Origin of the sequence: Enterobacter cloacae complex sp.6700776, assembly GCF_048284255.1 — a bacterium.
Taxonomy (GTDB): domain Bacteria; phylum Pseudomonadota; class Gammaproteobacteria; order Enterobacterales; family Enterobacteriaceae; genus Enterobacter; species Enterobacter intestinihominis.
Window position 1 is genome coordinate 300,111 of the sequence record NZ_JBLVYK010000004.1, and the last position, 18,615, is coordinate 318,725.

15 protein-coding genes are annotated in these 18,615 nt (G+C 54.7%); 4 read left to right on the top strand and 11 right to left on the bottom strand.

The features are described from left to right. Positions 1-19 precede the first annotated feature (19 nt). A complete protein-coding gene (locus ACNQ0T_RS09445; RefSeq protein WP_417929946.1) occupies positions 20-1,192 on the bottom strand; it encodes a MalY/PatB family protein in 1,173 nt (390 codons plus the stop codon). A gap of 49 nt (positions 1,193-1,241) precedes the next feature. Next, positions 1,242-2,834, bottom strand: coding sequence for a maltose/glucose-specific PTS transporter subunit IIBC (malX, locus tag ACNQ0T_RS09450; protein ID WP_023299967.1), 1,593 nt, complete (start codon positions 2,832-2,834; stop codon positions 1,242-1,244). Between the two features lie 179 nt (positions 2,835-3,013). Here malX and ACNQ0T_RS09455 point away from each other — a divergent pair, with 179 nt between their 5' ends. Continuing rightward, the gene (locus ACNQ0T_RS09455) at positions 3,014-4,042 is read left to right on the top strand and encodes a Mal regulon transcriptional regulator MalI (protein ID WP_022647925.1); all 1,029 of its coding nucleotides are present in this window, start codon (positions 3,014-3,016) and stop codon (positions 4,040-4,042) included. 56 nt (positions 4,043-4,098) lie between these two features. On the opposite strand, the gene ACNQ0T_RS09460 is transcribed toward ACNQ0T_RS09455, so the two are convergent. Both ACNQ0T_RS09460 and manA read right to left on the bottom strand, forming a co-directional pair. Continuing rightward, positions 4,099-5,625: a YdgA family protein gene (locus ACNQ0T_RS09460; protein ID WP_022647926.1), complete on the bottom strand. Its 1,527-nt coding sequence runs from the start codon at positions 5,623-5,625 to the stop codon at positions 4,099-4,101. Between the two features lie 99 nt (positions 5,626-5,724). Beyond that, positions 5,725-6,900 carry a mannose-6-phosphate isomerase gene (gene manA, locus ACNQ0T_RS09465; protein WP_048966442.1) on the bottom strand — a complete coding sequence of 392 codons (1,176 nt, stop codon included), beginning with the start codon at positions 6,898-6,900 and terminating at the stop codon, positions 5,725-5,727. A gap of 199 nt (positions 6,901-7,099) precedes the next feature. On the opposite strand from manA, the gene fumA reads away from it, so the two are divergent. Both fumA and fumC read left to right on the top strand, forming a co-directional pair. Beyond that, positions 7,100-8,746: a class I fumarate hydratase FumA gene (gene fumA, locus ACNQ0T_RS09470; protein ID WP_417929948.1), complete on the top strand. Its 1,647-nt coding sequence runs from the start codon at positions 7,100-7,102 to the stop codon at positions 8,744-8,746. A gap of 182 nt (positions 8,747-8,928) precedes the next feature. Then, positions 8,929-10,323 (top strand): class II fumarate hydratase, encoded by a 1,395-nt coding sequence (fumC, locus tag ACNQ0T_RS09475; RefSeq protein WP_022647929.1) that lies wholly within the window; start codon positions 8,929-8,931, stop codon positions 10,321-10,323. Here the strand turns inward: fumC and tus are convergent, their stop codons facing one another. From tus to rstA, 4 genes are all read right to left on the bottom strand, one after another. Then, positions 10,324-11,253, bottom strand: a complete 930-nt coding sequence (gene tus, locus ACNQ0T_RS09480; RefSeq protein WP_022647930.1) for a DNA replication terminus site-binding protein — start codon at positions 11,251-11,253, stop codon at positions 10,324-10,326. A gap of 74 nt (positions 11,254-11,327) precedes the next feature. After that, positions 11,328-12,626: a two-component system sensor histidine kinase RstB gene (rstB, locus tag ACNQ0T_RS09485; protein ID WP_023299971.1), complete on the bottom strand. Its 1,299-nt coding sequence runs from the start codon at positions 12,624-12,626 to the stop codon at positions 11,328-11,330. A gap of 324 nt (positions 12,627-12,950) precedes the next feature. Next, positions 12,951-13,370: an anti-adapter protein IraM gene (iraM, locus tag ACNQ0T_RS09490; RefSeq protein ID WP_048966459.1), complete on the bottom strand. Its 420-nt coding sequence runs from the start codon at positions 13,368-13,370 to the stop codon at positions 12,951-12,953. A gap of 389 nt (positions 13,371-13,759) precedes the next feature. Then, positions 13,760-14,476, bottom strand: coding sequence for a two-component system response regulator RstA (gene rstA, locus ACNQ0T_RS09495; protein WP_032671147.1), 717 nt, complete (start codon positions 14,474-14,476; stop codon positions 13,760-13,762). A 127-nt stretch (positions 14,477-14,603) separates the two neighbouring features. Here rstA and ACNQ0T_RS09500 point away from each other — a divergent pair, with 127 nt between their 5' ends. After that, complete coding sequence (locus ACNQ0T_RS09500) at positions 14,604-14,939, top strand: GlpM family protein (protein ID WP_022647934.1); 336 nt, start codon at positions 14,604-14,606, stop codon at positions 14,937-14,939. On the opposite strand, the gene folM is transcribed toward ACNQ0T_RS09500, so the two are convergent. From folM to ydgH, 3 genes are all read right to left on the bottom strand, one after another. Further along, on the bottom strand, positions 14,936-15,658 hold the full coding sequence (gene folM / locus ACNQ0T_RS09505; RefSeq protein WP_022647935.1) for a dihydromonapterin reductase: 723 nt from the start codon (positions 15,656-15,658) through the stop codon (positions 14,936-14,938). The two genes, ACNQ0T_RS09500 and folM, sit on opposite strands and share 4 nt — an antisense overlap. A gap of 39 nt (positions 15,659-15,697) precedes the next feature. After that, a complete protein-coding gene (locus ACNQ0T_RS09510) occupies positions 15,698-17,080 on the bottom strand; it encodes an amino acid permease (protein ID WP_023306086.1) in 1,383 nt (460 codons plus the stop codon). Between the two features lie 185 nt (positions 17,081-17,265). Next, positions 17,266-18,210 (bottom strand): DUF1471 family protein YdgH, encoded by a 945-nt coding sequence (gene ydgH / locus ACNQ0T_RS09515; RefSeq protein WP_022647937.1) that lies wholly within the window; start codon positions 18,208-18,210, stop codon positions 17,266-17,268. Between the last annotated feature and the right edge of the window lie 405 nt (positions 18,211-18,615).

Below are 18,615 nucleotides of genomic sequence, written 5' to 3' on the forward strand. Positions count from 1 at the left end.
ATTCCGTTGCGCAAATTATTTACAGCAGACTGTTGATGGCAGCGATAAGGCGCTGAACGCCCTGTTCAAGCTTACTACGCGGACAGCCAGCGTTCAGTCGCACATAGCCTTTTCCTTCATCCCCATAAGTATATCCCGGCATGATGGCCACTTTTTGTTGTTCAATCAGCACGATTTGCAGCGTTTTGTCATCAATACCGAGTGGGCTGAGATCAATCCAGGCCAGATAGGTGGCCTCTGGCGGTTGCCAGTTGAGTGTCGGAAACGCAGCATTCAGTTCGTCAGCAATGTAGCGCAGGTTTTCTTCGAGATAGGTCCGCAGCGCGTCCAGCCAGGGTTCGCCCTGCCGGTAAGCAGCAATGTGCGCGGTCAGCGCCAGCACGGAAGGGGAAGAGAGTCCGTCCCGCCCTTTTAAGGCATTCAGATAGGCGTTACGGCTGTCGTCATCGGCGATAAGCCCCCAGGCGCCCGTCAGTGCCGGAATATTGAAGCTTTTGGAACCGGAGGTCAGCAGCGCCCATTTACCGCGTGCAACCTCATTCCACGGGGTATGGCGATGCGTGCCCCATACCATGTCCATATGAATTTCGTCGCTGATTACCGCCACATCATGACGGCTGCAAAGCGTTGCAATAGTGGCCAGCTCTTCCCGCGTCCAGACTTTGCCGGTTGGATTTTGCGGGCTACACAGCAGCAGAACCGTGTTTTCCGGTTTTGCCAGCGCCGCTTCCAGCGCGGCCATATTGCCGTCCCAGCCACGCGCCGTTTTCTGCATCGGCACGGAAACAACGGTACGCTGGTTGCCTTCAATGGCTTTATAAAAGGCATCGTAAGCCGGGGTATGAACCACCACACCGTCGCCAGGCGCGGACCATATGCGGATCAGCTCCGAGACCATATAAATGACCGACGGCCCATACACTACGGTTTCGGTATCAATCTGACTGTTAAAGCGTTGCCGGAACCAGTGCGCCACGGCAGCCAGAAATTCGTTATTTTTCCAGCGGCTGTAGCCAAACACGCCGTGGTTGATGCGCTGGTGCAGCGCATCGGTAATACAGGGAGCGGTAGCGAAATCCATATCAGAGATGGTGAAGGGCAGCAGGTCGGCAGCCCCAAAACGGTCAGCGACATAATCCCACTGGGTACACCAGGTGCCGTGTCGATCCACGACGGTAGAAAAATCAAACATGACGGTGCTCCGTAAAGTAAAACCCCCTCATGACGAGGGGGGCGAGGCATCAGGCTTCGACGGTTCGCATCAGGGTTGCCAGCTCATCCTTCACTGACTGTACCTGCGGGCCAATGACGACCTGCAAATTGTGTTGATTTAACTGTACCACGCCGATAGCCCGGTTAGCTTTAAGTGCGTTGGTATCCACTTTGGACATGTCCGCCACCGACAAACGCAGGCGGGTGATGCAGTTATCCAGAGAGGTAATGTTATCCGCACCGCCCAGCGCCGCCAGAATAGCCGGCGTGTTATATCCGGATTTCCCAACGGTACCGGCCACTGCCTGTTCAACGCTGGTGGCCGTATCGGTATCGCGGCCAGGCGTTTTCAGGTTAAAGCGGGTGATGGCGAAGCGGAAGATCCCGTAGTAAACCGCGAACCAGATGGCGGCCACAACCGGCACCAGATACCACTTGGTGGACAGGCCGTGCAGGATACCGAATACCACGAAGTCAATCACGTTACCGTCAGTGTTACCGATGGTCACACCGAGCACAGCCATCACGGTGAAGCCCAGGCCCGTCAGTACGGCGTGGATGAGGTATAACACCGGTGCCACGAACAGGAACAGGAACTCGATAGGTTCTGTCGTACCGCCCACCACGCAGGCAATAACGCCGGAGATCAGCAGGCCTTTAATTTTATGACGATTTTCCGGGCGGGCGCAGTGGTACATCGCCAGCGCAGCGCCCGGCAGGCCGCCGAGGAAGGCAGGCATTTTACCCTGAGAGAGGAAACGCGTCGCACTTTCAGAGAAGCCGTGCGTGGTCGGGCAGCTCAGCTGGGCCTGGAAGATGGTCAGCGCGCCGCTAACGGAATGACCGCAAACGTCCATAGTACCGCCTGCTTCAGTAAAACGGATCAGGGCAACCAGGATGTGCTGTAAACCAAATGGCAGCAGCAGACGTTCACCCGTACCGAAAATCATCGGGCCGAAATCACCCGCGCCGTTGATAATGCGGCCAATACCGGTGATCCCCATGGCAAAAACCGGCCAAATCAGAGGGATGATCAGACCAAACAGACCCATCACAACCAGCGTAATGATTGGCACAAAGCGGGTGCCGCCGAAGAAGGCCAGCGCATCGGGCAGGCGGATGTTATGAAAGCGCTCGTGCAGCATCCAGATGATCACTCCCGCGATCACGGCTCCAAGGATCCCGGTATCGATGGACTGAATACCAATCACGCTCTGAATGTTATTGGCTTTCAGTACCGCCGCGTCGGTCGTCGGCAGGATCCCTTTGGCGGTCAGCCAGAAGTTAACCGCAAGGTTCATGACCGCATAGCCAACGAAGCCCGCAAACGCCGCCACGCCTTTGTTTTCCCGCGCCAGACCCAGAGGAATGGCGATACAGAACATTACCGGCAGGAAGCTAAAGGCAAAAGAGCCGACCTTGCTCATCCAGATGAAGATCGCCTGCAGTACCGGATTTCCGAGGAAAGGGATTAGAGTAATGACGTCATGGCTGCTTAACGAGCTGCCGATCCCCAGCATGATCCCGCAAAAAGAGAGAAGCGCCACGGGCAGCATAAAGGTTTTGCCCAGTTGCTGGAAAAACTCCCACAGCGATATTTTTTGTGCTGCTTTCGTCGTCATAAAACGACTCCTTAAATGGTAGAAAGAGATTTAACGACCGCGATGGGGCGAGAAGATAAAACGTTTTATCAAACTTTAGTGCGCGCTAAATCACATTCTCAGGCTTTTACTGGTAGTATAAAGATAACGTATTGATAAAACGTTTTAGCGATCTCATTATCAAGGAGTCACGCCACCACATGGCTGTAGCGAAAAAGATCACCATCAACGATGTCGCGCTGGCGGCGGGGGTTTCCGTCAGCACCGTTTCGCTGGTATTGAGCGGGAAGGGGCGCATCTCTCCTGCTACGGGTCAGCGCGTCAACGAGGCCGTTGAGCAACTGGGCTTTGTGCGTAATCGCCAGGCGTCGGCGCTGCGCGGTGGGCAAAGCGGGGTGATAGGGCTGATTGTTCGCGACCTCGCGTCGCCGTTTTATGCAGAACTGACCGCCGGGCTTACCGAGGCGCTTGAAGCGCAGGGGCGAATGGTTTTCCTGCTCCACGGTGGGCGCGAACCGGAGCAACTGCTCTCCAGGCTGGATATGCTGCTGACGCAAGGGGTGGATGGGGTGATCGTGGCCGGCGCGTCCGGTGTGGGCAGTGAATTGTGTGAGCGCGCGGCGCAGAAAGGCGTACCGCTGGTGTTTGCGTCGCGCGCCAGCTATCTCGACGAAGCCGATACCCTTCGGCCGGATAACATGCAGGCCGCGCAAATGCTGACCGAGCATCTTATTCATCGCGGCCATCAGCGCATCGCCTGGCTCGGCGGTAAAAGCTCGTCCCTGACGCGTGCGGAGCGGGTGGGCGGTTACTGCTCCACGCTCATCAAATACGGCCTGCCGTTTCACAGCGAATGGGTGGTGGAGTGTGAGTCCAGCCAGAAAAAAGCCGCCGAAGCCATCGGCACGTTGCTTCGCAACAGCCCGACAATCAGCGCGGTGATTTGCTATAACGATGTGATTGCGATGGGGGCGTGGTTCGGCTTGATCCGCGCCGGACGCCAGAGCGGTGAGGGCGGGGTAGAAACGTTCTTCGGCCATCAGGTGGCGCTGGGGGCATTTGCGGATGTCGGTGAAAATGCGCTAGACGATCTCCCCATCGTCTGGGCGACGACGCCGGCTCGTGAAATGGGGTACACCCTGGCAGACCGAATTATGCAGCGTATTGAAAATACGGACGTGCAGGCCGGGCATCAGATTGTGGCGGCGCGGTTAGTGACGGTGAAGTAATCTCCGCTGCACATCGCCTGGCAATAAAAAAACCCCTCATGCGAGGGGTTTTTCGTTTACTGCTGCGGTACTGCTGGCGGCGCTGCCGGTTCAGCCGGTGCCGGAATGCCCAGCGTCGGCATACCAAACATGCCGACAAAATCTTCCAGCGGCATTTTGTCGCCGTTGAGCGTTACCTGGCCATTAGCATATTGCAGGCTGGTGGAAATGGTGTTGTCTTCCACCTTCGTGATGCGGAACATCTGGCCCATCGCCGCCAGGCCTTTCACCTGTTGGTTTGCCAGTTTACCTGCATCTTCTTCACCATACCCTTCGAGTTTCGCAATCTGCGTCATGAACTCGGTTGCCATATCCATCGGGATGGTCAGCTTGCTGTCGAGCGATTTCACGCTGCGGTCAACTTCCTGCGCCAGGGTCTGCGGCTCGCCGGTCGCGGCCGCCGGATCCTTCAGGAACAGCGACAGGTTGAAGTTGGTTTCGCCTTTGTCGTTTTTCCAGCTCAGTGGCGCAACGGTAATTACCGGCTCGCCTTTCAGCAGGATCGGCAGGTTATTAAACAGCACGGCCATCGCCTGCTGCTGGTACGCCTGCGGGTTCTGTTGCAGGGCGGCATCGGTCAGCAGAGCCTGACTCTCTTTGCTGTATTTCTGGCTAAATTCGTGCCATGCCTGGCCGTCAATGTTGCCAATTTTCAGTGACAGCTTGCCGGTACCCAGGTCCTGATTCTGTACTTTCAGGCTTTTCAGGCTGTAATCCAGCTGGGTGTTGATGCTTTTACCGTCTTTGGAAACGTCAGACTTGCCGTCCAGATCCATGCCTTCCAGCACTGCCATCTCTTTACCTTCAATCGCAATGGCGATCTTATCGAGGCTCAGCTTCTGATCGCCAATACGCTCGTCAAAATCGGTCATACGGCTATTGCCGCTGGCTTTCAGGTTGTTGAAGGTAAGCTGGACCTTCTGGTTATATTCATTGACTGAATTCACCAGGCCGCTGGCGGCATCGCCGGTCAGAGAGACATTCTTGCCGTCGCGATCGGCATCAAGCTGGAAATTACCGCCGCTGAAGGCGACTTTATCGGTGCCTTGTTCGTAATTCAGCGCTTTCAGGTCGATGTCGGAACGCGTATCACCGGCATAGCTGATGCGGGTATTGATCTCGAACGGCGACTCATTTTTCGCCATATCGAAAATTGGCTTCGTCACCTCGTTATTTACCAGTACGGTTCTGGCGGATGCCATAGAGGGGATCAGGTTAAACTTTTTCAACTGTGCCAGCGGGAACGGACCGTGGCTGACCACTTCATCCAGTACCACGCTCTGGCCCGGTTTCAGCCAGGCGTTCTGATTGCCCGCTACCGGCTTCACCACCACCTGCATATGGCTGGTAAAGACGCCACGCTGGTAGTTCTGGTAGCTCAGCTCCAGGCCTGCTTCAGGCGCGCTGCGCTTAATCTCGCTGTTTGCCTGCGCCATCATCTCTGCCAGACGGCTTTCCAGCTGTTTCCCGGTATACCAGGAAGCACCCGTCCAGATCACGCCTAAAGCAACAATCACTCCTACCGCTACGACCGATTTTTTCATTGCGATTATCCCTAAAATGAAACCAGGCGGTTAAAACCGCCTGGTGTTACAACGCCTGTTACTAGCTTAGCAAGAGTTGTTAAAAAATTCAGTAAGTCCCTAAAGCTTATTAAAAACGCGCGCCAGGCGACCAGTGCCGCTCACGAAGACAGGCGACTCGTTTGCCGGGACAAAAGCGGACTCCCCCGGTTTAAGCAGCAGACGCTCGCTACCGTTATGCAACGTCGCTTCGCCTTCCACACAGAACAGGATCGCGGCGCTCTCCTGTGCAATGGCGGTTTCGTCTGCGCTGAGGTCATGCAGGGAGAAGGCAAAATCGTCAACCGGAATCGGGAAGTCCAGCTCTGCGCCGTTTTTCACCGGCTGAGTAAGCAGCTCCGCAGCAGGTTTCGCCACGAACTTCACGTTGGCAACCAGCTCAGGGATGTCGATGTATTTTGGCGTCAGGCCCGCGCGCAGTACGTTATCGGAATTAGCCATCACCTCCAGTGCCACGCCGTTCAGGTAGGCGTGCGGGGTTTCAGCGAACAGGAACATTGCTTCGCCCGGGTTGAGCTTCACCACGTTCAGCAGCAGCGGAGAGAAGAGGCCGCTGTCGTCCGGATAAAACGCGGAAATTATGCGAATGGTGTCCCATGGCTCACCCTGCTGGCCGTTCAGCGCGGCTTTCAGCACCGCCAGCGCGTGGGATTTTTCCTCGCCCTGCATATTCAACAGGCTGGCAAACAGCGCGCTCAGGGCTTCTGCGTTCGGGTTTTCCAGGAAGTGGGCGATCGCGTTGTGAGCCCCAGCGACCGGTTGCAGCAGGGAGATGATCTCGGAAAACTCGCGGAAGGCATTCATCGCCAGGAAAGGGGTAAGGGCGAAAACCAGTTCCGGCTTGTGGTTAGGATCTTTGTAGTTACGCTCTGCGGCGTCTAACGGAATACCGGCGGCATTTTCTTTGGCAAAGCCCAGCTCAGAGGCTTTTTTGTTCGGGTGAACCTGAATGGAGAGCGGCTGGTCGGCGCACAATACCTTGAACAGAAAAGGCAGCTCACCAAAACGATTCGCCACTTTATCGCCGAGCAGCGCGGCTTTGTCGGCATCGATGACATCACGCAGGCTGCGCACCTGGCCGCTGGCATCTTCAATTTTTGAGCTGCTCTTCGGGTGCGCGCCCATCCACAGCTCTGCCATCGGCAGGTTGTCCGGGTTGGCGATACCGTAGAGATCCGTTAACGCAGTTTTACTTCCCCAGGCGTAGTTTTGCACTGAGTTGATGAGTTTTTGCATTATCAAGCCCTGATTCATATGTGGAATTAACTTCGCGTATTAAAGCAATAAACCGAATGGAAGTAACCTGGGGATGTAAAAAGTCGTACTAGTCTCAGTTTTTGTTAAAAAATTGTGTAGGATAAGCTGACTCGCTTTTAAGCCGGGCAGCGGAACATCTGCCCTGAATAAACAGACCGAAGCAGTAAGTGAGAGAATAATGTCGAATAAACCCTTCCATTATCAGGATCCTTTCCCCCTCAGTCAGGATCGGACCGAGTATTACCTGTTAACCCGCGATTACGTTTCTGTCTCTGAGTTTGAAGGGCAGGAGATCCTCAAAGTTGACCCGCAGGCGCTGACGCTGCTGGCGCAGCAAGCCTTCCACGAAGCTTCCTTTATGCTCCGTCCGGCGCATCAGCAGCAGGTTGCCGATATTTTGAGCGATCCGGAAGCCAGCGAGAACGACAAGTACGTTGCCCTGCAATTCCTGCGTAACTCTGATATCGCGGCGAAAGGCATTCTGCCGACCTGCCAGGACACCGGCACGGCGATTATCACCGGTAAAAAAGGCCAGCGCGTCTGGACCGGCGGCGGTGACGAAGCGGCGCTGGCGCGCGGCGTTTACAATACCTACACCGAAGATAACCTGCGCTATTCGCAAAACGCGGCGCTGGATATGTACAAAGAGGTGAACACCGGCACCAACCTGCCTGCGCAGATTGACCTCTACAGTGTCGACGGTGACGAGTACAAATTCCTCTGCATTGCCAAAGGCGGCGGTTCAGCCAACAAAACCTATCTTTACCAGGAAACCAAAGCGCTGCTTACCCCGGGCAAGCTGAAGAACTATCTGGTTGAGAAGATGCGCACCCTCGGCACGGCGGCCTGCCCGCCGTACCATATCGCGTTTGTGATTGGCGGTACGTCTGCTGAAAGCACCCTGAAAACCGTTAAGCTGGCCTCAACCAAATACTACGATGGCCTGCCAACGGAAGGTAACGAACATGGTCAGGCGTTCCGCGACGTGCAGCTTGAGCAGGAATTGCTGGCCGAAGCGCAGAATCTGGGGCTGGGCGCGCAGTTTGGCGGCAAATACTTCGCGCATGACATTCGCGTGATCCGCCTCCCGCGCCACGGTGCATCCTGTCCAGTGGGGATGGGCGTGTCGTGCTCTGCGGATCGTAACATCAAAGCGAAGATCAACCGCGACGGCATCTGGATCGAAAAGCTGGAGAACAACCCGGGCAAATACATCCCTGAAGAACTGCGTAAAGCGGGTGAGGGCGAAGCGGTACGCGTTGACCTGAATCGCCCAATGAAGGAGATCCTGGCGCAGCTTTCGCAGTATCCGGTTTCAACGCGCCTTTCCCTGAACGGGACGATTATCGTGGGCCGCGACATCGCCCATGCGAAGCTGAAAGAGCGCCTGGACAACGGTGAAGGGCTGCCGCAGTACATTAAAGATCACCCGATCTACTACGCAGGCCCGGCAAAAACGCCTGATGGGTATGCTTCCGGCTCGTTAGGCCCAACGACGGCGGGCCGTATGGACTCCTACGTCGACCAGTTGCAGGCCAACGGTGGCAGCATGATCATGCTGGCGAAAGGCAACCGCAGCCAGCAGGTGACGGACGCGTGCCACAAGCACGGCGGCTTCTACCTCGGCAGCATAGGCGGCCCGGCAGCGGTGCTGGCACAGGGCAGTATCAAGAGCCTGGAGTGCGTGGAGTACCCGGAACTGGGTATGGAAGCGATCTGGAAAATTGAAGTGGAAGACTTCCCGGCGTTCATTCTTGTGGATGACAAAGGTAACGACTTCTTCAAACAGATCCAGTCTTCCCAGTGTTCGGCGTGTGTGAAGTAATTCTGTAAATTGCCGGGTGGCGCTGACGCTTACCCGGCCTACATTCTCGTAGGTCGGGTAAGGCGCAGCCGCCACCCGACATCAAAAAGAGCGCACAAAGCGCCATAACGTTTCTCAGAAGTCATCAATACTTATCTCTTAAGCATGTGAGCAATCCCATCTTTGTTATCAAGGAGTAAGTAATGACAATGCATCGCCGCGAGAAAGACTCCATGGGCGCCATCGACGTCCCGGCCGACAAGCTATGGGGCGCGCAAACCCAGCGTTCGCTGGAGCATTTCCGCATTTCGACAGAGAAAATGCCCGTCTCGCTAATCCAGGCGCTGGCGTTGACCAAACGCGCTGCCGCCAAAGTCAATCAGGATCTGGGCCTGCTGGATGCCGATAAAGCCTCCGCCATCATCAATGCCGCCGACGAAGTGCTGGCGGGCAAACATCCCGACGAATTCCCCCTTGCCATCTGGCAGACCGGCTCAGGCACCCAGAGCAACATGAACATGAACGAGGTGCTGGCGAACCGCGCAAGCGAGCTCCTTGGCGGCGTGCGCGGCATGGAGCGGAAGGTTCACCCGAACGATGACGTGAATAAAAGCCAGAGTTCCAACGACGTGTTCCCGACGGCCATGCACGTGGCGGCCGTCATCGCTATCCGCGAGCAGCTTATCCCGCAACTCAACGTGCTCAAATCTACGCTTAACGAGAAAGCGCAGGCTTTCGGAGACATTGTAAAAATTGGTCGTACGCACCTGCAGGACGCCACGCCGCTGACGCTTGGCCAGGAGATCTCCGGCTGGGTGGCGATGCTGGAGCACAATCTTAAGCATATAGACAACAGCCTGCCGCATCTGGCGGAGCTGGCGCTCGGCGGAACGGCGGTTGGCACCGGGTTAAACACCCATCCCGAGTACGCGGTGCGCGTGGCCGAAGAGCTGGCGAAGATCACCGGGCAGCCGTTTGTTACCGCCCCGAATAAATTCGAAGCCCTGGCGACCTGTGATGCGCTGGTCCATACCCATGGCGCGCTGAAAGGGCTGGCAGCCTCGCTGATGAAAATCGCCAACGACGTGCGCTGGCTGGCCTCCGGCCCGCGCTGCGGCATCGGCGAAATCAGCATTCCGGAAAACGAGCCGGGTAGCTCCATTATGCCGGGTAAAGTAAACCCGACGCAGTGCGAAGCCATGACCATGCTGTGCTGTCAGGTGATGGGTAATGACGTTGCGGTCAACATGGGCGGCGCGTCGGGTAACTTCGAGCTTAACGTCTATCGCCCGATGGTGATCCACAACGTACTGCAATCGATTCGTCTGCTGGCCGATGGCATGGAGAGCTTTAACGAGCACTGCGCGGTGGGCATTGAGCCTAATCGCGAGCGAATCAGCCAGCTGCTGAATGAGTCCCTGATGCTGGTCACGGCGCTAAACACCCATATTGGTTATGACAAAGCGGCCGAAATCGCTAAAAAAGCGCACAAAGAGGGGCTTACCCTGAAAGCCTCTGCGCTGGCGCTGGGCTACCTGACGGACGCCGAGTTTGATGCCTGGGTCCGCCCGGAAGCGATGGTGGGCAGCATCAGGTAATCACTGCGCCACATACAGGTGCAGCCGCGGGATAATCAGCTGTAGCGGCTGTGCCTGGGGTTTATAGCGATGCTGAACGTTTTCAGCATCGTAGTTCAGCAGTTCTCCTATATCCGGCACCACCGCACCCTGATCGGCATCGTAGAGCGCAATCAGCGGTGTCGGGCAGGCGTATTGCACCTGCTTTTGCTGTCCCGCATACCAGACACGAGCGATAGGCTGCACCTTCACCGGACGCTTTATTTTAAGACGGGTATCAGCCGGCAGGGAGGCAATGCTGTGGTACTCCTGCTCAAGCCGTTCAATCCACTGTTCCCGCGACCACGGGGCGACCGTTCGCGGCGACTTCAGGCTTTTCTCCAGCTGAGCCAGGATCTCGTCGCGCGTGAAGTTTTTAATGATGTGCTTGTTGGCCCAGCCGAAGCGCAGCGTGGCGGGGTGGCGCAGTACCGTCAGCGTGCGGTAAGCATTCAGGGTGATCAGCCCCGGAAGCTGGCGATGCACCCATTCAAAACGGGCAGCCGGTGCCAGCCCGGACTCAACGGTCACGATTTTCTCGAAGGCGGCTTTCAGCGTATTAATATGCGTAATTTGCGCCTCAATGGCTTCACGCGTTGCGGTATCCGTCTGCAGACAGATGACGCCGGGCAGGCGAACGGCGGCCTTACTGCTGCGATTTTCGGACTGCTGCTGGATGAAAAGGCGGCGATAGTGCTGCAACGTCAGTTCCAGCGCCACTTTACCGATATGCTGCGTTACCTCAATGGTGTTCAGCGGGTCGTGTTCCGCGCCTTTCGCCACCTCGGGCAGGGAAAAGACGCGGGCGGCCAGCAGGCGGCAGCCCTGTAGTTGCGCCGTCAGGGTCAGTAACGCCTGCTCTATTTCCCGAAATGTGGTGTTAAGCCTTTCGATGAGATCGTAAGTCGCCATAATAGCCCTTAATTAGTTACAACATACTACTGATATAGCACAACACGCCGGGTCAGGCCAGCGTGCGGTTTAGTTCAGGCAGGTATGGGAAGAGGAATGTTGTGATAGATCGGCCAGCTAAAGACGAACCGGGCCCCGCCCAGCTCGCTCGCTTCGCAGCGAACCGAACCGCCCATCGCCTGGGCAATAGAACGGACAATAGCCAGCCCCAGACCACAGCCGCCGGTAGCACGGTCGCGGCTGGGGTCGAGGCGCACAAACGGCTCGAAAACTTTTTCACGCTCCGCTGGCTCAATACCGGGGCCATCGTCTTCCACACAAAGAATTGCCTGGCTCCCCTGCAAATCTAAACCTATGCGCAGCGTGGTTTCGCTGTAGCGCATGGCGTTGTTCATCAGATTATCCAGCACGCGTTCCATCAGGCGCATGTCCAGCGCGCCGTACGCGCCGGGGGTAATGGCTGTAAGCAGTTTTCGCTGAGGGTTAACGCTCTGCACATCGTTAATATGCGTCTGTAGCCAGACGGGAAGATCCGGCGTACTGAGGTGCAACTCCGTCTGAGGCCGATCGAGGCGGGCATAGGTCAGCAGCTCTTCAATCAGCGCTTCAAGCTGGCCAATATCCCGATTGAGGGCCTGCGATTCTGCGGCGGTGAGGTTCTCGCTCATCTCCAGGCGATAACGCAGGCGTACCAGCGGAGTGCGCAGTTCATGCGCAATGCCGTCGATAAGCTGCTTCTTGCTGGCAATCAGGGCGTTGATGTTATCGGCCATCTGGTTAAAGGCAATACCGAGACGGTCAAAACTGGAACCGCTATCGAAATGTATGCGTTCAGTTAAATGACCCTCCCCAAAACGCTGTGCGGCGGATTCCAGTTTCAGCATGTCCTGCCAGTGCGGTCGCATCCAGATGAACACAGGGAAAGCGAGCGAGATGGCAATAAAGCCCAGCAGGGCGAGATCCAGCAGGCGCATCTGGTGCAGGTAATAGAGATAGGGCACTGGCCCGACGGCCAGGACATAGTGGCTGCGCGGAATACGCTGAATGAAGGTATATTTCTCGTCCAGTGCGACGATGTCTCCGTCGCGCAAACGCTGCATCGCCGGCGGCGCTAAATCAAAATCCTTCAGGGGTTCGATACGCAGATCAAACGACAGATTCAGATCCAGCTCTTTTAACGTACGTGCCCAGTCATGCGGAGGAATTTCGCGCAGCTCGCTACGCATCAGGTAGAGCGAGCTTTTCATCAGATCGTCCAGGGATTGTCTGCCCGCACGCTCTGCGGTGAACTTATAGACCAGCCCGACCAGCATGGTCATCACCAGAAAGCAGACAAACAGCAGTAAATAAAACTGAACAAACAGCTTCTTCATTAATTTCACCGAAACAGGGGCTTCACTACACGTCTTTTACCAGCAGGGTCGCTATGGGCGCAAGTCAGGCATGATGCGTTGAAAAGGGGTATTCGTCGAAAGGTAATTAAACACGGCATCGCTTTATTCCATCAATGCCCGGGTAATCCGTTTACGCTTCGCTATACGAGTTTATTTGCGATTGAGAGTATTTGTGAACAGAATAACAATGACAAAGGCCACCTGCGGGTGGCTTTATTTATGGCGTTTACCAGTGAGAGGTATCCGGCGCAAACGGTGCGACAAAGATACTTATCTTTGTAACCTGAACATTACCAACATTCGTTAATGTCTGGATTTGACTGTGCTGACAATCAGTGGATTCGTGGCAAACCCATGCGGACACTTACGCGCGTTGCAATGCACCGCGTAGGTACATATCTCCTCTTCCTGGTTTCGATTGTATGGGCAGGCCATCTTGTTTTTAATTTCACTCCATAACATCTCGTTGTAAGGGGAGATGTTGTATATCGATATTGGCTTGAAAACACCATTAATGAAGACGCCATTCTTTGTCGGATATATCCTATCGCCGGGGTACAAATAAACATCGCTTTCATACCAAATGATGAGTTTCAAGAACTTGAGTCCCAAGATGCTTGAATAAACGATCCCCGTGTTAGGACAAATTACCGAGCTAATGACTCTCCATGACATTGCTATACCTCGTTCATTAAATAATTGAGAGAGTATAAGGTTTAGCATGAGAATTAGATTTCTGCAAACGCGTAAGCTATTGAAAAAGATCGATATTATTTATATGCTAACTATATCCCCTTTGTTTTCATAAGGATAAGATAATAATTTAGTCAATTGTAAAGTTCATTTTTAACACAATGTGCATTTAAGTGACGGATTTTTGATCGATAATGGTTCCTGAACTGCTGAATATATATTGTACTATAGCAATGAAATACATTAGAGCTACTTTTGTTTACGCGAAAAATGCACATCGAAATTGAACAGGTAAGAGGAATGTGATCAAGGGATACTTCATGACTAACGATGCATATAATCGAAAACTTACGACGTATACCGATAACATTCCTGATGCATCGCAATTTATTTTTCGAAATTTACTGTGTAGTTTTTTTTCAGGTTTCCCATGCGTGCGGGGCAAACAGGTAGCCCTTATTACGTACGGTTTTAATGCGGTAGGGCTCGGTGGCGCTGTCCTGCAGTTTTTTTCGCAGGCGAGAAATCGCCACATCAACGCTACGATCCATTCCGTCGTAACTTACGCCGCGCAGATTTTTCAGCAATGCATCCCGGTCCATAATTTGCCCCGCATGAGTTGCCAGCTCCCACAGCAGGTCAAAATCTGCGGTTGAGAGCGCAATTAGCTCCCCGGAAAGCATAACCTGTCGGTTGACCGGGTCGATAGAAAGCGTGCCGAACCGCATCGCCTTATGCGGCGTTAAAGAGGGCGCAGGCGCTTCACGCTCAGCGCTGGCACGCTGACGCAGATGAAGGCGCAAACGGGCAAGCAGGACCGCCGGCGGCGTGGTTTTCAGGATGTAGTCATTCGCGCCCATCTCAAGGGACAGAATATGATTCATATCGCTGTCGAGAGAGGTCAGCAGCACGATCGGGCCGTCCCACTTCGCGCGCAGATCCCGGCAAAGCGTCATGCCATCTTTTCCGGGCAGCATAATGTCCAGCAACACCAGGTCCGGATTTTCGCGGGTGACGACGTCTTCAGCGCGATCGCCACGAGGTTCGACAACCACTTCAATATCATGTTTACCCAGATAAGCGGCGATCAATTGACCCACTTCGGGTTCATCTTCAACATAAACAATCTTATTCATACTACGTCTGTCATCGCGAAAAACGTCAACATACACCGCACAACCTTAACCTTCCATTAATCTTTCATAATTAGCCGGAGTTCCGTTATCCTGCACGGGAATGTTATTTGATTGTTAAGGGAAAAGAATGGGGCTGTTGATCAAAGCCGCGCTGGGTGCGCTGGTCGTGCTGCTGATTGGGGTGCTGGCTAAAACGAAGAACTACTACATTGCCGGGCTTATCCCGCTGTTTCCCACCTTTGCGTTAATTGCGCACTATATTGTGGCCTCTGAGCGGGGTATAGAGGCGCTGCGTGCCACCATTGTATTCGGGATGTGGTCAATCATCCCGTATTTCATCTATCTGCTGTCGCTGTGGTACTTCACCGGTTTTCTGCGTCTGCCCCTGGCGCTGGGCGGGGCGGTGGTCTGCTGGAGCCTCAGCGCCTGGGTGCTCATCTTCTTCTGGAGCCGCTTTCACTAGCGCAGCGGGCGGCCACCGTCCACGGCAAACGTCCTTCCCGTGACGTAACAGCTGGTCAGCAGATAATCGATCAGGTCGATCACCTCTTTCTCGCCGGGCGCAATTTTCATCAACGATTTGTTAAGCGCCTGCTGACGATACTCGGCATCATCGCCCTCGTTAAATAAAATCATCGCCGGGGCAATCGCGTTGACTTTTACCTCGGGGGCCAGCTTGCGCGCGAACGAGCGAGTCATATTATCCAGCGCGGCTTTGCTGGCCGCGTAGGCGATGTGTTTATCGCTGCCTCGCTCCACCACGTAATCGGTGAAATGGATAATGTCGCCTGCGGCATGGCCGTGTCCGCGTAGCAGATCCTGTAGGGCATGGTTGAGCAGATAAGGCGCATTAACGTGGATCTGCATCATGCAGGCGAGCGTTTCGCTGAGCGAATGTCCTGCTTTTTCAGGAAGCCAGGTACTGGCGTTGTGAATAACCGCCCGCAGCCCGGGGGTGGTCGATTTCACTTTTTCCGCGAAAGCAAGAATACCTTCATCCGTGGAGAAATCCGCCTGAATGCAGACGGCTCCGGCATGTCGTAGCCCTTCAATGGAGGGATATTCCGTGCGGTAACTGACGATAACCGGATGGCGAAGATTGAGAAAGTGATGGGCGAGGGCGAGGCCGATGCGACGGCCTGCGCCAGTGATCAATATTGGGCGTTGCTGCGTGTGTCCCATCGTAATCTCCTTTTCAGTTCAACAATGGGACAGGCGGCGCTATCCCATTAACATCCACGTTGCCGGTACGGCAGCGACTAACAGCAAACCTATCAACGCCATTTCGCGGCGCTTAAGGGCATTATCAAGCTGATGCGTACGGCGAGCGTAGATAAACACCAGCAGGCCTGGCGCGTAGAGCACCACGGACAGCAGCAGATGCATCGGGCCGGAAGCATACAATAACCATAGACCGTAAATACAGGCACCTACGCCTACCGCATAGTGTGCCGGGCGGGTCGCAATTTTTAACAGATATGCGCCCACTAAGAAATAGGGTACCAGAATCATCTCGGAGGCGATGGTCAGCAGCGTGTTATAGTCCGAACCTGTGAGCCAGATCAGCACCAGACAGACCTGCACGCTGATGTTGGTGAGCCACAGAGAAGCCGATGGCGCACTGTTTTTATTCTGACGGGCAAACAGGCGCGGGAACGCTTTGTGCGTGGCGGCCAGGAACGGAACTTCCGCCGCCATAATGGTCCAGCTCAGGTACGCGCCGCAGACGGAGACAATCAAACCTGCCGCGATAACCACATCACCCCAGGGACCGAGCATTTTCACCATCAGCCCGGCCATGGACGGATTACGCATCTCCGCCAGTTCAGGGCGGGCCACCACACCGAGCGACAGCAACGTCACCAGCAGATAAACGCCCAGCGCCGCCAGGACGGCCAGCAGTGTGGCGCGTCCCACGTCGCGTTTGTTACGCGCGCGGGCAGAGACCACGACGGCACCTTCAACACCGATGAACACCCACAGGGTAATCAGCATGGTATTTTTCACCTGCTCCCAGACGGGAACGCCCAACGCAATACCGCTGAAATCGAGCGTAAAGACATCGAGACGGAAGGCGAGGAAGGCCAGCACGACGAACAGGCCAAGCGGCACCAGCTTGGCCAGCGTCGCCACCAGGTTAATGCTGGCCGCGGTCTGAACACCGCGCAAAATCAACCAGTGAACAATCCACAGCAGCACCGAGGCGCCGACGATGGACTGCCAGGTATTGCCGTCACCAAACAGGCGCAGTTCGGGCGTATCGGTAAAGAAACTGAGCGCCGAGAAGACGATAACCAGATAGGAGACGTTGGCGATCACCGCGCACAGCCAGTAGCCCCAGGCGGAGCAGAAGCCAATCAGCTCGCCAAAACCTTCACGGGCGTAAGTGAATATTCCGCCGTCCAGATCCGGTCGGATACGCGTCAGCAGCAGCATGGCGAACGCCAGCAGCAAAATCCCGACGCCGGTGATGCCCCAGCCAATCAATAATGCGGCCGGGCTGGCGACGGCCGCCATGTTCTGCGGCAAACTGAATACGCCCGCGCCCAGCATTGAGCTCAATACAAGTGCAGTTAACGCACTCAGGCCAAGTTTCTTTTCCATTGGCTTCCTGTTATGAAAAGTCCAAATCCAGAATAATTATTTCGCTAAGGCGCATAAAAATGGTGGATCACGCTAAGGCGCGGGATTTTACGGAGTGTGACGGATGCATGCAATGACATGGGGCAGAAATCAGAAAAAAAGTAACAAAAAAGGCGGCACTGCGCCGCCTTTATGAAACCGTTTTGTTACTTGTACAGATCGGCACTGATGGTCAGGTTGTTGCCACGTTCCTGCCACTGGCGGGTGATGTGGTAATACTTCGCGCCTTTCTTCGCAGCACGCTTCGCCACCTGATAGGAGATTTCTGTCATGTTGCCATAGTTGCCCGTAAACTTGATGCTGTCGAACGGCACCATCTGCGCGGCAGTGGCTTTGTTCAGCTCTTCAATTTTCGTGCCGTCTGGTAACGTAACGGTATAACGACCGCCTTTGGTGGATTGGGTTTCAAAGAAACGACCCACTTCTGCGCTTGGTGCCGCAGACGTTGCTACGCCCGGAATTTCAACTTTCTTCGCTTCTTCACCGCCTTTTGCTAACGCAGCACGACCGGCTTCTGAATCCGCTGGAATCGCATCCGGGCTTTGCACTACGCGTTTTTTCGCATCTTGCTTATAGATGAAGGCGGTAATGCGCTGGTTTCCGCCCTGGTTGGCATCAACCTGACGCACGATATAAAACGCGTAAGCGCCTTTTTCTCTCGCGGCTTTGGTGATGGCATCGTTAACTTCAGGCTGGCTGCGGTAGAAGCCCTGAACGGTCACGGTGTCATACGGTTCCAGCTGAACAGCCTGATCTTTCGGCAGTTCAACAATGCCGTTAATCACGCGGTTTTTCTGTTCATCTGCCTTTGGGGCATTCTCTTTGTACAGCGCAACAGTCACGCGCTGGTTACCGCTGTTGCCCTGATCGGACTGGTCAACAACGTAAAACGAGGCAGCGCCGTTTTTATCGGCGGCTTTTGATGCGGCGGCGACGGCATCGCCAATGGAATTATACCGACCCACAATGACCGTATGGTCAAAAGGTTTTAACGCTGCCGCTTGCTCCGGCGTCAACTCTGTCGCAGCATTCGCTGACAGGGCGGTCGCGGAAAGAAGTGCGGACGCCAGGAGTGTGTTCTTAAGCTTCATAAAAATAATCCTTCGCCTTGCGCAAACCATGTACTGGTGTTGTTGTTAATTTGAGACGGTCCCGATTATGGCATTTAACACCCGTCGCTGTCTGCGGCATTTTTCACAGCCTGTGCTCAGCAAAGGACCTGATTCGATAACATTTTGTGATATGTGGAAAAAACAGGCGTTTCACAAGAAAAACTGATTAAGCATATGACTTTTACAAGTTAATTTAATGTTAATGAGTTGTTCTTTTATGGCGCTATATCATGTTTTTACCGCTTCGCTTGCGCGATTTATCGGTCCTGAAGGCGAATTTAAGGTAAATATCTCTGTCAGTGACCCCGATCGCTTATTTTTCACAGATAAAATAAGAAATAGTGTTTTCTGGCGGTAGATCACGGGCGCTATTTTCAGTAGGTT

Excerpts from the sequence above, each read along its gene's own strand:
- rstB (WP_023299971.1), bottom strand. The coding sequence starts at position 12,626 with ATGAAGAAGCTGTTTGTTCAGTTTTATTTACTGCTGTTTGTCTGCTTT.
- folM (WP_022647935.1), bottom strand. The coding sequence starts at position 15,658 with ATGGGACACACGCAGCAACGCCCAATATTGATCACTGGCGCAGGCCGT.
- tus (WP_022647930.1), bottom strand. The coding sequence starts at position 11,253 with ATGGCGACTTACGATCTCATCGAAAGGCTTAACACCACATTTCGGGAA.
- ACNQ0T_RS09510 (WP_023306086.1), bottom strand. The coding sequence starts at position 17,080 with ATGGAAAAGAAACTTGGCCTGAGTGCGTTAACTGCACTTGTATTGAGC.
- ACNQ0T_RS09455 (WP_022647925.1), top strand. The coding sequence starts at position 3,014 with ATGGCTGTAGCGAAAAAGATCACCATCAACGATGTCGCGCTGGCGGCG.
- ACNQ0T_RS09500 (WP_022647934.1), top strand. The coding sequence starts at position 14,604 with ATGGGGCTGTTGATCAAAGCCGCGCTGGGTGCGCTGGTCGTGCTGCTG.
- rstA (WP_032671147.1), bottom strand. The coding sequence starts at position 14,476 with ATGAATAAGATTGTTTATGTTGAAGATGAACCCGAAGTGGGTCAATTG.
- fumA (WP_417929948.1), top strand. The coding sequence starts at position 7,100 with ATGTCGAATAAACCCTTCCATTATCAGGATCCTTTCCCCCTCAGTCAG.
- ydgH (WP_022647937.1), bottom strand. The coding sequence starts at position 18,210 with ATGAAGCTTAAGAACACACTCCTGGCGTCCGCACTTCTTTCCGCGACC.
- malX (WP_023299967.1), bottom strand. The coding sequence starts at position 2,834 with ATGACGACGAAAGCAGCACAAAAAATATCGCTGTGGGAGTTTTTCCAG.
- ACNQ0T_RS09445 (WP_417929946.1), bottom strand. The coding sequence starts at position 1,192 with ATGTTTGATTTTTCTACCGTCGTGGATCGACACGGCACCTGGTGTACC.
- manA (WP_048966442.1), bottom strand. The coding sequence starts at position 6,900 with ATGCAAAAACTCATCAACTCAGTGCAAAACTACGCCTGGGGAAGTAAA.
- fumC (WP_022647929.1), top strand. The coding sequence starts at position 8,929 with ATGACAATGCATCGCCGCGAGAAAGACTCCATGGGCGCCATCGACGTC.
- iraM (WP_048966459.1), bottom strand. The coding sequence starts at position 13,370 with ATGCTAAACCTTATACTCTCTCAATTATTTAATGAACGAGGTATAGCA.
- ACNQ0T_RS09460 (WP_022647926.1), bottom strand. The coding sequence starts at position 5,625 with ATGAAAAAATCGGTCGTAGCGGTAGGAGTGATTGTTGCTTTAGGCGTG.